Origin of the sequence: Aquimarina spongiae (genome assembly GCF_900141785.1) — a bacterium.
GTDB classification, from domain to species: Bacteria; Bacteroidota; Bacteroidia; order Flavobacteriales; family Flavobacteriaceae; genus Aquimarina; species Aquimarina spongiae.
Genome location: NZ_FQYP01000001.1, coordinates 937,502 through 952,349, shown reverse-complemented (window position 1 = coordinate 952,349; position 14,848 = coordinate 937,502). Strand labels below are relative to the sequence as shown.

Here is a 14,848-nt window from a genome sequence, read left to right as displayed (position 1 = left end):
AAATAGTGATTTACTCTCTGGTATGAGGCTTTGGTGATATGGATATTTGTGTATAACCAAAAACAAATATATTATGCAAGTATTACCAACAAAAATTCCAGAGTCTTTTAAGATTACAGATCAATATGTTTGGTTGCCAGACATGTACACGCTTCCTGCAACTATTAGCTACGATGTAATTTGCGGTAGTGAGTCAGATGAGTTTTTACCATGCTTTTCCTTCACTAGATCCGAATGGGACAGTGCCTCTTGTGATGCTTTATCTTGGTATGCATCGCCACATCGTGATGATTTTACCTTTAGAACCGATTTATTTCGTGATTTTCCAAAAGTAGATCGACTGTCACCACCGTTTAAACCTGCTGTGGGGGCTAAATTCTCTGTTTCTTGTAGTATTGATAGTACATCTGCAACGTATTCTATAAATGGGAAGCCATATGCCAAAGCAACCTATAGCAATGATACGATTCCTATTCAAGGGTATTTTGGTTTTGCAAAGTATCAAACGGAGAATATTACAGTAGAGAATGTAAAAACTACTGCGAAAAGCGTGTTGCCACCTGCTAGTGATGCTGATAAAAGGATACTTGTAAATGCTTTGGTAAATATGCTAGAAATCTTAGGTGTTTTGCTTAGCGGACAATCCACAATTATCACCAAAGTAACACAAAGTGAAGCAGAAACGATGATCCGTAATGCAATTACTGCATATCGACAAACACCTAGTTTAAACAGTTTATCTCTTGATCAAGTGCATGCAGCAATTGACCGGGTTTATAACAAAGTGTACTCAGATGTATCATCTTTCTTTGATGAAGAAATTGCAGAACAAAGTTTAATGGCAGCATCGCAAGCAGCAATGGCCGCTGGGTCCATTTTTTCATTCTTCCCCTTGGTTTCTGTGATTTGTGATGGAGCTGCCTTGGCAACTATGGCAACCGCCTTAGGATTAGAAATAGATCTGGAAAAGAAAGGACCAAAAATTGTTACAGAAGCAAATAGTCTTAAAACAACCATAGATCAACAGCCAGAATTGGCGCCTGCTAAAGTTTGGAATGATGCTAGATCTGCTGAAATCTTAACTTTAGGTCGTTTAAATGCCGGTATGGCTAGTTACAGAGGAGACTCAAGTCTGTACTCATTAATTTATGTTATTGATGTAAAAACACCTGGATTGACAGATGACCAATTGTTTGATGCCGTTAAAAAACTATGTATCGACACTAACGATTTGGCTGCCAAATTACCTAATTTGGGAGATAAGTTATATGCCGTTGTATCTGCTGAAAACCCTACGGAAATTAAACAAGCTACCGAAGCAATGACAGAAATAAGTCAAGAAGTCGCGCAGTTGGTAGGAGCTATTATCGGAACTGTAGTTTTTGGAGCTAAGTTATCGTACAACGTGTATAAAAATTACAATTCTATAAAAACATCGTGGAATGCAATTGAAGGAGATCCAATACCTGAAGGTATGGAAGGTCGTTGGACTAAAACAATGACTACTTGCGATAAGATTTCTGCTGGAGTAGGTGCTATCGCTGGAGTTTTTGGAGCTAGTATGGAAATCTGGCAAGCGATTAAAACGACTAAACAAAAAGATGAAGCATTAAAAACCATTACTGATAATAGGGATTCAATTAAGGAATACTATGATTCTGTTTTATCACATGTTCATTAATATTTTTTGCTGTACGTATAATTAATAACATAAAAAGAAGCCATCCTTTTTAAGGGATGGCTTCTTTGATTTTTTGTCTCTAATTGATATATCAGATACTATAGAAATTAAAACAATTCACTAATTTCTGTCTTGATGCCCGTTAGTGCAGCATCACTAGGGGATCCTTTTTCTATAATTTCTGTTAGAAGAACTTCTCTAAGCTTATCTGCAGAATCTACTTCGGGTTTCAATCCAACTTTTCGGATCATTGCTATGGTAGTATTTTTTGCAGTTTTAATGGTATTCCAGCATTCATCAGAAACATAAATTTGCTGGGTGAGATTATGCTCAAATTCTTGATCGATGGTATGTACTAATAACGAAATGTATTGCTCTTTTTCATCTCCAACAGGAGCCATTCTAGTTAATAATTTACCAGGAGAAATACGTTCAAGAAATAAAGCCATACGTTCATAAGCCTGTAAACGAAGAGGTAGTGCTTGTTTTTGATTTTCTCGATGTAATAAAAATCTACGACGTCCCTCTTCATTACTGGTATGTAACTTGAAAAAATACAGCGCTATAATAGTAATTAGTGTGGCGGGTATCAGAGATATAAGTAAAGGTACGATATCAAAATCCATTGGTAATAGAAATATTTTTTAATTGTTATTCGTGAATCAGTTTTTGGTAATGACCGCCAAGATACGTACATTCTTTTAAATCTTGTGCACAGGTATATGCGACCGGTGTTTTGGTATATCGAAACGATTCTTCCAGAGTTTTGGTTAGTTCACCGTCATCTACATTCAAATCAACATCTTGCATAGTGAATTGGCATGGGTGTTCATAGCCAGAGGCATGTGTGATTTCAATAAATTCTTTTCGAAATGTTTTAAAATATTGCGCAAGACGATCAGATTTTAAAGGAATATCAATTCCTTTTTGCAACCATTTGCTTTGAGTTGCCACTCCGCTAGGGCATTTATTGGTATGACATATTTGGGCTTGGATACATCCGATACTTAGCATGGCTTCTCTGGCAACATTTATACAATCCACCCCCATAGCGAATGCCATTGCAGCTTTTGCAGGAAATCCTAACTTACCACTTCCAATAAATACGATACGTTCGTCAAGCTTATGTTTCTGAAAAATCTTATAAATTGCCGTAAAACCATACACCCATGGTAAGGATACGTGATCTGCAAAACTTGGAGGAGCAGCTCCTGTTCCTCCTTCACCACCATCAATAGTAATAAAGTCAGGGCCTTTTCCACTTTCTACCATCAGTTGTGCTAGTAGTTCCCATTGCTCAGTTTTACCAATTGCAGCCTTAATTCCTACGGGTAGACCAGTTTCTTCTGCAATATCTTCAATGAATTGTAGAAGCTCTGGAACATCCGAAAAAGCAGTGTGAGTAGAGGGGGAGAGCACATCTTTGCCTTGTTCCACACCTCTGATTTTTGCAATTTCAGGAGTAATTTTAGCACCAGGCAGAACACCTCCTTTACCCGGTTTAGCTCCTTGAGAAAGTTTGATTTCGATGGCTCTGATAAAAGGATTCTTCTCTATCAATTCTTTCATTTTTTTCATAGAAAAATTCCCATCCTTATCTCTTACACCAAAATATCCAGTTCCAAAATGAAAAACGACATCTCCACCATTACTATGATAGGGAGAAAGTCCTCCTTCACCTGTATTATGATATGCATTCGCTTTTTGAACACCAATGTTTAGGGATTCGACAGCTCTAGCCGATAAAGAACCAAAACTCATAGCAGAAACATTAATCACAGATCCTGGTCGATATGGTTTTCTACGCTTATTATGAAGTCCCATTACCTTTGCGCATGGCAAAAAACTTTTATCCTTTGCATTTGGATGTTCTTTGTCCGCTTTAAAAGGAATCATACAGTTTTTTACAAATAGATGTTGGTGTAAATAGATGTCTCTATCTGTACCAAAGCCTTCGTAGTTGTTTTCATTTTTTGAAGATGCATAAACCCAGCCTCTTTCTATACGATTAAAGGGTAATTCCTCTCTATTGTTGGCAACAAAGTACTGTCTGATTTCTGGGCCAATACTTTCCAGTAAATATCGTAAGTGACCAACAATAGGAAAGTTATGACTAATTGTATGTTTTTTATTGAAAAATATATCTCTTATGGCGACAAGAAATAGTGCGATAATAATCCATATCCACCACGATATCGAACCTAAAAAATTAAGAATATTTTCCATAAGTAGTTGCGTTATTTATTGAGCGTTAAGATAATCTATAGTTAATTGCGACATTACTTTTACTCCAAGTACGAGCCCGCTTTCGTCGATATAAAAATCTGGAGTATGGTGTGCCGGAGCTTTTTCTGTGTCAGGACTCATGCCCCCTAAGAAGAAATAAAAACCAGGTACCACTTCCTGAAAATACGAGAAGTCTTCGCCACCTGTCGTTGCCTTTGACAATAAGACATTTTCTTTGCCTGCAACTTTCTGAATGGTAGGCAACATTTTTTTTACTAGATCTGGATCATTATAGGTAATAGAAGTGTTATTTTGAAAGCTTATGGTAGCTTCACCTCCGTATGCTTTAGCAATCGCAGGGACCATTTCTTTCATTCTACGGATGATTAACGCCCTCATAGGAGGAGCTAATGTTCTTACCGTACCGATAAGCTCTGCACTTTCAGGGATAATATTAAAACGTACACCACTGGTGATTTTTCCAACGGTGATCACTGCTGCTTCATTTACTAATGGGGATTCTCTACTAATAATGGTTTGCAAACCATCTATAATTTTTGCAGAAATTAGAATAGGATCTACTCCGCTCCAGGGTGCCGAACCATGAGTTTGTTTTCCTTTTACATTAATTACAAAACGTTCTACTGCAGCCATTGTTCCACCCGATTTGTAACGTATTTTGCCTACAGGAGTACCTGAATTGATATGCAATCCAAAAATTGCATCGACATCAGGATTTTTGAGTACACCCTCTTTGATCATTAGCTTAGCACCTCCTTCTTCACCTGGAGGAGGGCCTTCTTCTGCAGGTTGAAAAATGAATTTTACTGTTCCATTTATTTTGTCCTTATGATTGGATAATATCTCTGCAACTCCCATTAATATAGCAGTATGAGTATCATGGCCGCATGCATGACTTACACCAACCTCAGTATCCAAAAAAGTGGTTTTTACAGTAGATTTAAAAGGAACATCTGCTCTTTCAGTAACGGGTAGTGCGTCAATATCAGCTCGTAGCGCTATAGTTTTACCTTGGTTGTCTCCCTTTAATACGGCAACGACTCCTGTTTTTGCAATATTTTCAGATACTTCTAGACCTAAGTTTTTTAAATGTTCCGCTATTTTTTTTGCGGTTTCGAATTCTCGATTAGACAATTCGGGGTTTTGATGAAAATCTCTCCGCCATTCAATTACCTTCGATTCTATTTTTTCTGCCATGGCTTCTATGTCGGCATCCATTTGTTGCGCTTGCATAGAGCAGAACCCTAACAAAAGAGCAGTTAAAAATGAGAGTGTGTTTGTTTTCATTATAATTAGAAATTAATAAGTCTGTAGTTTTCGTTTTGTAATTGTACCAAAGCAGTCATGGCAGATAAAGCAAGTTGTATTTCAGGAAGCACATCACTTCTTTCTATTCCTCGGTACGCTGCTGTTTGTCCACAAAGTATAATTTGTACACCATTGTTATGAAGATCTGTAATTAATTTCGCATTCGGATTTTCGATACCAAAACGACTTCTGTATTTTTCATTCCTAAGGATGTCATTAGCTGCAGCACCATGAATTACTATAGCTACACTTAATTTATCTTTAGGCACTCCCGCATCAACATGCATGTTTAAATACCTAGCAGCGGTATTAATAAGTGGATTTACTTTTGTGGTATCCTTAAAACTTCTTCCTACATCAAAAACGACTTTCAATTCGTTTTTGAGATCAGTTTTAAAATCGGGGTTTATTACTTCAAAGGTTTTTCCAAAATCCGTTATAATCTGTCCTTTTTTTTGAGCAAACATTAGAAGTGGAAAAAGGAAAATTAAGAAAGTTGATAATCTGTTTTTCAAGTTTTGTGTTTTGATTTCTAAAGATATTCAAAAATCTATTAAAGCAAAGTTAAAATCCAATTTAGAATGTTTTTAAAATTACAAAGTCCATTAACTAAAAGAGTTAACGGACTTTTCTTAAATAAGGTTTTGTTTATCTATTGTTTCACGAATTTTCCTATAGACTCATTATTAATTAATATAAAATAAAGGCCTGATGTTAAATCGTTAAGATCCAAAATAGCATTGGGCTCAGATTGATACACAATTTGCCCTAAAACATCTACAATACGAAGATCAAAATCGTTTGCAGTTATTCCTTCAATATTGAATAACTGATCTGCTTTAAGAGGATTAGGAAAGAAAGAAAATTCTCTATTATCTAAACTTAAATTAAGTTGCGATCGATCTACTGTAAACGCAGCAGAAACTACACTACATCCGGCTTCGTTGAATACCTCTACGGTATACTCACCAATTTGTTGCGGCAGGTATTCGGCCTGATCACTACTTTCTTGGGCTTCACCATCCAAATACCACTGATAGTTAGTATACTGGGCCGGTACGGATAGACGTTGTGCTTCATTAACGCTGATTGTTGGGGATTCAGGTAATGGTACTACTACAGCTCTAATTTCTGTTCGGGTCTCAGTATTACATTGACCAATAGAACCACCTACATAATAGGTTTGTGTAGCATCAAGTTCTGGAGTATTAAATTCGGCACCAAAACCAAGGGCTATTCCCCCCGTAGCTTCACTATACCAAGTGAAATCACTATTTCCGGATACACTTAATGTTACCGATTCTCCAGGGCAAATATTTTGATCATCACCTGTTGGTACATCTGGTATATTGATTTCAATAAAGTTATTTTTTTCATTGGTATTGGCCCCAACATCATTGGTAACGGTAAGAGTGACTGTGTAGTTTCCTGCAGTTTCATAGGTGTGTGATGGATTTTGTTCGTTAGAAGTATTTCCATCTCCAAAATCCCATAAATACGAATTTACTCTATTGATGGATAGATTTTTAAATTCTACTAGAGAGCATCCCATTTTGGTTCCTTCAAAATTAGCTACAGGTGGTTGATTATTATCTCCAGGAATATAATTTCCTGAAATGTAATAACTTCCTAAAGAAGAATAGTCAGAATACCCTTCGAAAGTGTTTCCTTCGCCCACTCCATCAATTTCTATAAAATATGTTCCGCCAGGTAAATTGGTGCTTATTGATGCACTTAGGCCAGAAGGATCAGAAAAAGCAACTTGTTCTCCTAAAGCATCTAAGATTCTAGCCTGAATATTTAAATTAGGATAATTAGGATCTGGTTCAAAATTAAAAGATACATCTCCGGTCTCCATTACAAAAGAAAAAACATCTTTGTCCGTTCTTTGTCCGATAAAACCAAAATTTTGATCAGCATTTACTGCACCATCAGTGGTAACTTGAATCAACGTAGCTTCGGTGATAATGTCAGCATGATCATCATTTCTAAAACCAACACCATTCCTATTGTCCGCCATAATGGCAATATCATCTTGATTTTGAGTTGCGTTTTCATATTCACCTAAACTCCAATGTCCTATTTGTCTATTTACACTCCATCCCATAATAGGGCTCCAAGTTCCATGACCTCTATAATATTCTGTACCTCCTTGTCCGTCGTGAGACAAACCTAGTGTATGACCAACTTCGTGAGATCCCGTTTCTCCTGCAGCTCTTACGGATCTTATATTGTAAACCCAACAAGGATCATCAAACGTATTTGATGAAAAAGATCGAAGATATGCAACACCTCCTGCATCCGGAGATGCATCTTTGGTAGGTGTAAATATAACCATCATCCTCCTATTGATAGGAGAGGCATCAAATAGATCTCTTCGAGTGGTAACATTAAGATTAAATGGTCTGAAATCTTCAGCCATTAACTTCCAGATCTCAATAATTTGCTGATCGGTAAAATTAGCCGCTTCTGCATTGATCGTATCTCCACCTACCCATCTGGTACCAGTAACAACTTCACCATCAAAATCGAGGTAAATGATACCTTCTGCGCCAGGTAGACTTTCAAGTTGAAGATTCATCTTTACACTAGCTCCAGTCGTTTTTTTCTCATCAACAACAAGACTTTCAAAGTCAACACAAAGTACATCATGGATATCGGTTTCGGTTAAAAATACCTTTCCTTGATTGTCCGTACTAAATTTATAAGCTTTTTTTGAACCTTTTAGTAAAAGTTCGCCGGTCAGTTGATTGTTCGTTTTTTCTAGAGAGAATGTTGACAAACGATCGTTGTTTACAATTCCAATCAGGGATAAATTATCTCCGTTTTGATTCTTAAGATTCAATTTCAAGTCAAGAAATTCATTCTTAGAAATCTTTATTCTAGTGGTCGCATCACTTTTTTGATTTATAATACTGTTTATGAACGTTTCTTTATTTTCAGAAATAAGAATTGGATCATTTGATTGTCCATAGGTTAAGAAGACATTGACGAGTAGGGTCAATAGCATTAGACGCGCTAGAAGATTCTTTTTCATAGGTTATTTAGTAAAAGGGGTGTAGATTACTTTTTATAGCAAAACTATATAAATAAAGTTTTAGTGTGCAAATATTCATTTATCTTTTAGTATTTGTATGATTTTAATTAGCAAAGACGTATTCTGAATGAGAATACGTCTTTATAAGTCACAAAATAATGGACCTTTATGTTTTCATGGACTACATTTCTGGTAGAAAGGGAGTATATCATATCTGGGTTAAGAAATGCTGATAATTCTTTCCAAAGGAATAATAGTAGATTGTTTTAAGATAACTTCTTTATCTGTTATTCCCCAGATAGTAGTTTCTACTTTCTTGAATCCTTTGTCATCTACAAAAATGATTTTTACCTTTTGATGTTCCAAGTTTCCTAAAGAAAGGGCTCTTTGCAGTTCAAGAAACCGATCAATTTGATCTTTTCTTTTGTTGAGTACATCTTCTTTTGGGAATCTCAAAAATTTAATTTGTTCTTTTTCAATAATCTGAACATTCATAGTTGGGGCCATAATATTAGGTTTAGATTAAGTTTGTGTTTACTTCTAAAAGTTCTTAAATATATAATTTTTATCTTAAAAAATTGCGTTTTGTCTAATAAATCAATTCAAAACTTATTAACATGTAGGAAAAATATGTCTTTTGAAGGCATTGCTGATGAGATGTTACTCTATAAAAACAAAAAGAAAGCAGATTGATTTTTATAGAGATCATTTGGTTTGGCTAGGATTACACCTAAAGTTATTGACTGTCTTTTGTTTACAAAAAAAGTGAGTTGTGCTTCGATAAACGTACCCATTTGATTAAATTTCGCTTTTAAAAAAATAGTTAGGATTGGAAGAGTATTTAGCTGAATTGAATGATGCCCAAAGGGCTCCGGTTCTTCAGAAAGAAGGACCTATGATTGTGATCGCAGGAGCTGGATCAGGAAAGACACGTGTGCTTACTTACCGTATAGCATATTTGATGTATCAGGGAGTGGATTCCTTTAACATATTGTCTTTGACATTTACCAATAAGGCGGCGCGTGAAATGAAAAAACGTATTGCTGATATTGTTGGCACGAGTGAAGCCAAAAACCTATGGATGGGGACTTTCCATTCGATTTTTGCAAAAATTTTACGATTTGAGGCCGATAAGTTAGGGTACCCTTCAAATTTTACAATCTACGATACGCAAGATTCGCAACGATTGGTAGCCTCTATCATAAAAGAAATGGGGTTAGATAAAGATATCTATAAATACAAACAGGTATATTCTAGGATCTCATCTTACAAAAACAGTCTGATTACCGTTAAAGCATATTTTCAGAATCCGGAATTGGTAGAAGCAGACGCCATGGCAAAAAGACCAAGGATGGGGGAGATCTATCAAAACTATGTGGAAAGATGTTTTAAGGCTGGTGCCATGGATTTTGATGACTTATTATTGAAAACCAATGAGCTGTTAAATAGATATCCAGATGTATTGGCCAAATATCAAAACAGATTTAGATACATATTGGTAGACGAGTACCAGGATACAAACCACTCTCAGTACCTTATTGTACGTGCCCTTTCGGATAAATTTCAGAATATTTGTGTAGTAGGAGATGACGCTCAGAGTATTTATGCGTTCCGTGGTGCCAATATTAATAATATCCTGAATTTCCAAAGAGACTACGATAATGTGCAACAATATCGATTAGAGCAAAATTATAGATCTTCTCGTAATATTGTAGAAGCAGCCAACTCGATCATTGATAAGAATAAAACCAAACTAGATAAAGTGGTTTGGACCGCCAATGAACCGGGACCTAAAATTATCGTAAATCGATTGTTAACGGATGGTGATGAGGGTAGATATGTGGCAAGTTCTATTTTTGAAAATCAAATGCAGCATCAACTATCTAATGGTCAATTTGCGGTTTTATATAGAACCAATGCTCAATCCAGAGCGATAGAAGATGCACTTAGAAAACGAGATATCAAATACCGTATTTATGGTGGTTTGTCGTTTTATCAGCGTAAGGAAATCAAGGATGTATTGGCGTATTTACGTTTGGTAATTAATCCTAAAGACGAAGAAGCGCTAAAAAGGGTAATTAATTATCCAGCTAGAGGGATAGGGGCTACCACAGTTGATAAACTTGTGGTTGCTGCCAATCACTACGATCGTACTATCTTTGAAGTCATACAGAATCTAGATCGAATTAATCTTAAAATCAATAGTGGAACAAAAACACGATTAGAAAACTTTATGAACATGATCAAGAGTTTTCAAATCACCAATGAAACCGCTGATGCTTTTACCATTGCTGAGATGGTAGCCAAAAAAACCGGCTTACTTCAAGAACTGAAAAAAGACGGGACTCCAGAAGGAATTGCCAGGATAGAGAACATCGAAGAACTATTAAATGGTATTCGTGATTTTGTAGAAGGACAAAGAGAGTTGGCAGATGCTACAGGTTCTCTTACAGAATTTCTCGAAGACGTAGCCCTGGCTACCGATTTGGATCAGGATAAGGGAGATGATGATCGGGTAGCATTAATGACGATCCATTTGGCCAAAGGATTAGAGTTTCCCTATGTATATATAGTAGGGATGGAGGAAGACTTGTTCCCCTCCGGAATGAGTATGAATACCAGAAGTGAGTTGGAAGAGGAGAGAAGGCTGTTTTATGTAGCGCTAACCAGAGCAGAGAAACAAGCCTATCTGACATATACTCAATCCAGATATCGATGGGGTAAATTGGTAGATGCAGAACCTAGTAGATTTATCGAAGAGATCGACGATCAATATATAGATTATATCACTCCGGTAGAGGGGTATCGATATAAGCCTTTGATCGATGCTGATATTTTTGGAGAAGTAGATAAAAGTAAACTAAGGTTAAAGAAACCTGTTTCGGGAACACCACCTTTGGCGCATAAACCCAATGAAGAGCAGTTAAGAAAACTGAGGAAACTGAAACCTATTTCGAATGGTGCTGATGAAGAACCTAAGACTAATCTCTTTAATGAGGAGCTTATCCCAGGAGTTGCCGTAGAACATATGAGGTTTGGAAGAGGAAAAATACTGAAAATTGAAGGGGTTGGTCAGGATAAAAAAGCCGAAATTCATTTTGAAAAAGGAGGAATTAAGAAATTATTACTTCGCTTCGCGAAACTAAAAGTACTTTAACGCTTTTCTGTCCTGACTACAATGCTTTGGTAGTATTATTGCGTAACTTGCAGAAGACATCACTCTATTTATGGCTGAATTTGTAAAACTATATAATGAAAATCCGAATCCACGAGAAATACAAAAAGTAGTGGATTGTTTACGTAATGGAGGAATAATCATCTATCCAACAGATACAGTATATGGTTTGGGATGCGATATTACCAATAATAGAGCGCTGGAAAAGATCGCCAAAATTAAAGGAGTGAAACTCGAGAAGGCCAATTTTTCATTTATATGTAAAGATTTGAGTAACCTATCGGATTATGTGCGTCAAATTGATAATACTACTTTTAAACTTTTGAAACGTACTTTACCCGGTCCCTATACTTTTATTTTACCAGGTAGTAATAATTTGCCTACCGTTTTTAAGAAAAAGAAAACCGTGGGAATACGAATTCCTGATAATAATATCTGTACGACAATTGTAGAAGAATTAGGTAATCCAATCGTTTCTACTTCAATATATGATGAAGATGAAGTTATCGAATATACTACAGATCCAGAATTGATATTAGAAAAATGGGATCAATTGGTGGATATGGTTATCGATGGAGGGTATGGTGATAATATACCTTCTACCATTATTGATCTAACAGCAGATGAGCCTGTTTTGATACGAGAAGGCAAAGGAGTGATTGATATCATCTAAATTTACGAAATCACATACTTCAATTCGTTGCGATACATACTGGGAGTCTTACCAGAAAATTGCTTAAATAACTTACTGAAATGAGAAAAATTACTAAAACCACTTTCATAGCAGATATCTGTGATGCTAGTTTGTTTTTCATGTAATAGTTTTGCTGCATGTACCAAGCGATACTCGTTGACAAATTGGGTGAATGTTTTTCCGGTTACTTTTTTGAAATATCTGCAAAATCCGGGAACACTCATACTTACTTTATCTGCAATTTCTTCTAAGGTAATGTGTCTACGAAATTCTTCTTGAACAAAATTGAAAATGAGGTTTATACGATTGTTATCCTGTAATTCGGTTTCTATCATAAAGCCTTCAGCATTGAGTATGGTATAATCATCTGTTTTTTCCATTTCTCGTAATACCTGAAGAAATCCAATCAATTTTTCGAAAGGCGCAAGATGTTTTAATCCTTCTATTTGGTTTCCTATTCTCCGTTTGGTATTACCATGAAAAATAATCCCTTTCTTGGCCTGCTCTAGAAGTTTTCCAATGGCATTCATTTCTGGTACTTCGAAAAAGGAGTTTCCCAAAAAATCTGGAAGCATTTGTATAATGGTTTCGCTTCGGTTACCAGTCATTCCATCAGTAAAACCACAATGAGGGAGATTAGCACCTATAAGCATAAGAGCACCGTTTCTATAGTAGGACATATGACTTCCTATTTGCATTTTTCCGGTTCCGCCGTTTACGTATACTACTTCAATTTCCGGATGGTAGTGCCACACGGGAGCTTTATTCTTGTTTTTTTCAGAGAAAGTCTGGTAGTATAAAGAGCTACCAAATTCTGGAACTATTTTTTCTAAAGACGGTTTTACATTTTTGGCTAACATGAGCGTATTATTTTAGGGACAATAGTTTTGCAACTCCAATTTTAAACGAATATGATATTTTTTTTGTTAAAGTATTGCAAAGTTACCATAAAAAATATGTTAAATTAACTTGATTACGGTTTTTCAGTACTACATATGGTTAAAATAGCATATATATATGCAAATATAGTTGTGTTTCAGAAGAAATCCTCACCATACATTTGTACCAGAAATTATTAACAACTATAAACTAGAAAGTTATGAAAAGAGTAATTAACGTATGCCTGCTTGTAAGTGCTATTTTTTTCAGCGCTTCTGTAAAAGCTTCAGATGTTTTATCTGTAAAAATTGAGAACTCTTCTACGATCAATGTATCGTTAGTGAATATAAGTAAAGGACAGAAACTATATCTTAAAGATTATTCTGGGACTATACTTTTTAATGTAACCTTGGATGCAATGCCAGCTTACAGAAAATACTTTAACCTTGGTGCTGTAGAAAATGGAATCTACTTTGTAGAAACCGAAACAGAGTACGATGTAAGAGTAACACCTGTAGTAAAGAACCAAAAAGGAATTGCTTTGATCCACAACTCTGCGGTTACGGTTTTTAAACCAAAGGTTCAGGTAGAAAATGCTATTGCAAAGGTATTGCTTACCAAAACAGACAAGTCTCCGCTTCAGGTAACTATTTATGACAACGAAGGGGTAATGTTGATGGAAGAAAATGTAGATGAAAATGTAAGTATCTTCCAGAGAGCTTACAACTTTGCAGGTGTGCCTGCAGGAAAATATGTGATCTACTTTTCACTTAAAGACAGAACATTTGTAAAAGAAATTAGTATTTGATTGTTTTATAACCACAAAAAGAGGCGCTGCAATATTGTAGCGCCTTTTTTATTAGGTATAGTTTTATTTTCCTTTTTCTAATTTCTCCAATCTGTTATGTAATTCGATAAGTTTTTGATTCTGTAATTTTAACTTTTCAATTTCTTTTTGCTGTTGAATGGTGTAGAGTGTTAATTCTTCAATTTTTTGAAGTAATTTGGAATCCATTTCCCCAAGAAAAATACCATTCTTTTCAACTTCTTTGGCACTAGGAATATCTTTGAGATGTCCTTTTTCTTTGATATGTTTTTCTACATCTTTTATAGAAGGTAAATTATAATCATCATGAAAAACAAAATCTGACCAACCTGTTTCTACTTTTATCTCCTTAGCTCTAATTGGGCCATTAACTGCTAACTTCCAATTACCTGGGTTATATGTTCCTATTCCAACATTTCCACCATTAATAACAAATCTATCTGCTCCATTTTCTAAATTTAGACGAAATTGTGTGAGATCTGGATTGAATCCCATATACGCTTTACGTTGATTGGTGCTGTTCAGCCATTGTGTGTATAACCAAGTATCATCGGTACTTTGTAAGGTAAGTATACCATCAGAAGCACTGCTAATATGCAAAGGAGCATATGGGTTATATGTTCCTATTCCAACATTACCACCATTAACAACAAAACTGTTAGCTCCGTTTTCCAAATTTAATCTGAATTGTGAAAGATCGTTGTTGAGGCCCATATACGCTTTTCGTTGATTTGAACTATTCAGCCATTGTGTATATAACCAGGTGTTATCTAATGTCTTAAAAGAAGTAATAGCATCTCCAGCATTTTGAACAATTAGTGGTTGATCAATGATTTGATTTTGGCTAATTACTGTTGAATGTACTAAGACAATAAATAATAAAGGGAATAAAGTTTTTTTCATTTTTTAGATGTATTTAAAGTATATGTTTCGAAACCTAGAATTGTTACCTAAATTTTGAAACTTTACTAACAAAAAAAGACCATCCAGTGGATGATCTT

General features: G+C 35.6%; 12 protein-coding genes. 4 read left to right on the top strand and 8 right to left on the bottom strand.

What is annotated here, in order from left to right; translation table 11 throughout:
* Window positions 1–73: 73 nt before the first annotated feature.
* Window positions 74–1,681: a hypothetical protein gene (locus BUE24_RS04290; protein ID WP_073314218.1), complete on the top strand. Its 1,608-nt coding sequence runs from the start codon at window positions 74–76 to the stop codon at window positions 1,679–1,681.
* A gap of 107 nt (window positions 1,682–1,788) precedes the next feature.
* Here the strand turns inward: BUE24_RS04290 and BUE24_RS04285 are convergent, their stop codons facing one another.
* The 6 genes from BUE24_RS04285 to BUE24_RS04260 all read right to left on the bottom strand — a co-directional run bounded on the left by BUE24_RS04285 (window position 1,789) and on the right by BUE24_RS04260 (window position 8,780).
* The gene (locus BUE24_RS04285) at window positions 1,789–2,307 is read right to left on the bottom strand and encodes a DUF7935 family protein (RefSeq protein WP_073314216.1); all 519 of its coding nucleotides are present in this window, start codon (window positions 2,305–2,307) and stop codon (window positions 1,789–1,791) included.
* A gap of 25 nt (window positions 2,308–2,332) precedes the next feature.
* Window positions 2,333–3,907 carry an FMN-binding glutamate synthase family protein gene (locus BUE24_RS04280; RefSeq protein ID WP_073314214.1) on the bottom strand — a complete coding sequence of 525 codons (1,575 nt, stop codon included), beginning with the start codon at window positions 3,905–3,907 and terminating at the stop codon, window positions 2,333–2,335.
* A gap of 15 nt (window positions 3,908–3,922) precedes the next feature.
* Window positions 3,923–5,215, bottom strand: coding sequence for an amidohydrolase (locus BUE24_RS04275; protein ID WP_073314213.1), 1,293 nt, complete (start codon window positions 5,213–5,215; stop codon window positions 3,923–3,925).
* Window positions 5,216–5,220: 5 nt separating this feature from the next.
* Entirely contained in the window at window positions 5,221–5,751 is a 531-nt protein-coding gene (locus tag BUE24_RS04270) for a DsrE family protein (protein ID WP_244548114.1), read from the bottom strand.
* 137 nt (window positions 5,752–5,888) lie between these two features.
* Window positions 5,889–8,273: a PKD domain-containing protein gene (locus BUE24_RS23845; RefSeq protein WP_084549388.1), complete on the bottom strand. Its 2,385-nt coding sequence runs from the start codon at window positions 8,271–8,273 to the stop codon at window positions 5,889–5,891.
* A 219-nt stretch (window positions 8,274–8,492) separates the two neighbouring features.
* The gene (locus tag BUE24_RS04260; RefSeq protein WP_244548113.1) at window positions 8,493–8,780 is read right to left on the bottom strand and encodes a hypothetical protein; all 288 of its coding nucleotides are present in this window, start codon (window positions 8,778–8,780) and stop codon (window positions 8,493–8,495) included.
* Between the two features lie 322 nt (window positions 8,781–9,102).
* Here BUE24_RS04260 and BUE24_RS04255 point away from each other — a divergent pair, with 322 nt between their 5' ends.
* Both BUE24_RS04255 and BUE24_RS04250 read left to right on the top strand, forming a co-directional pair.
* On the top strand, window positions 9,103–11,430 hold the full coding sequence (locus tag BUE24_RS04255) for an ATP-dependent helicase (protein ID WP_073314209.1): 2,328 nt from the start codon (window positions 9,103–9,105) through the stop codon (window positions 11,428–11,430).
* Window positions 11,431–11,500: 70 nt separating this feature from the next.
* Entirely contained in the window at window positions 11,501–12,121 is a 621-nt protein-coding gene (locus BUE24_RS04250; protein ID WP_073314207.1) for an L-threonylcarbamoyladenylate synthase, read from the top strand.
* A gap of 2 nt (window positions 12,122–12,123) precedes the next feature.
* Here the strand turns inward: BUE24_RS04250 and BUE24_RS04245 are convergent, their stop codons facing one another.
* Window positions 12,124–13,002 (bottom strand): AraC family transcriptional regulator, encoded by an 879-nt coding sequence (locus BUE24_RS04245; protein WP_073314205.1) that lies wholly within the window; start codon window positions 13,000–13,002, stop codon window positions 12,124–12,126.
* Between the two features lie 239 nt (window positions 13,003–13,241).
* Here BUE24_RS04245 and BUE24_RS04240 point away from each other — a divergent pair, with 239 nt between their 5' ends.
* Window positions 13,242–13,829 carry a hypothetical protein gene (locus BUE24_RS04240; protein WP_073314203.1) on the top strand — a complete coding sequence of 196 codons (588 nt, stop codon included), beginning with the start codon at window positions 13,242–13,244 and terminating at the stop codon, window positions 13,827–13,829.
* 63 nt (window positions 13,830–13,892) lie between these two features.
* On the opposite strand, the gene BUE24_RS04235 is transcribed toward BUE24_RS04240, so the two are convergent.
* Window positions 13,893–14,750, bottom strand: coding sequence for a hypothetical protein (locus BUE24_RS04235; protein ID WP_073314201.1), 858 nt, complete (start codon window positions 14,748–14,750; stop codon window positions 13,893–13,895).
* Window positions 14,751–14,848: the final 98 nt, after the last annotated feature.

Coding starts and splice junctions, on each gene's coding strand:
- BUE24_RS04290 (WP_073314218.1), top strand. CDS start 74: ATGCAAGTATTACCAACAAAAATTCCAGAGTCTTTTAAGATTACAGAT.
- BUE24_RS04285 (WP_073314216.1), bottom strand. CDS start 2,307: ATGGATTTTGATATCGTACCTTTACTTATATCTCTGATACCCGCCACA.
- BUE24_RS04280 (WP_073314214.1), bottom strand. CDS start 3,907: ATGGAAAATATTCTTAATTTTTTAGGTTCGATATCGTGGTGGATATGG.
- BUE24_RS04275 (WP_073314213.1), bottom strand. CDS start 5,215: ATGAAAACAAACACACTCTCATTTTTAACTGCTCTTTTGTTAGGGTTC.
- BUE24_RS23845 (WP_084549388.1), bottom strand. CDS start 8,273: ATGAAAAAGAATCTTCTAGCGCGTCTAATGCTATTGACCCTACTCGTC.
- BUE24_RS04260 (WP_244548113.1), bottom strand. CDS start 8,780: ATGGCCCCAACTATGAATGTTCAGATTATTGAAAAAGAACAAATTAAA.
- BUE24_RS04250 (WP_073314207.1), top strand. CDS start 11,501: ATGGCTGAATTTGTAAAACTATATAATGAAAATCCGAATCCACGAGAA.
- BUE24_RS04245 (WP_073314205.1), bottom strand. CDS start 13,002: ATGTTAGCCAAAAATGTAAAACCGTCTTTAGAAAAAATAGTTCCAGAA.
- BUE24_RS04240 (WP_073314203.1), top strand. CDS start 13,242: ATGAAAAGAGTAATTAACGTATGCCTGCTTGTAAGTGCTATTTTTTTC.
- BUE24_RS04235 (WP_073314201.1), bottom strand. CDS start 14,750: ATGAAAAAAACTTTATTCCCTTTATTATTTATTGTCTTAGTACATTCA.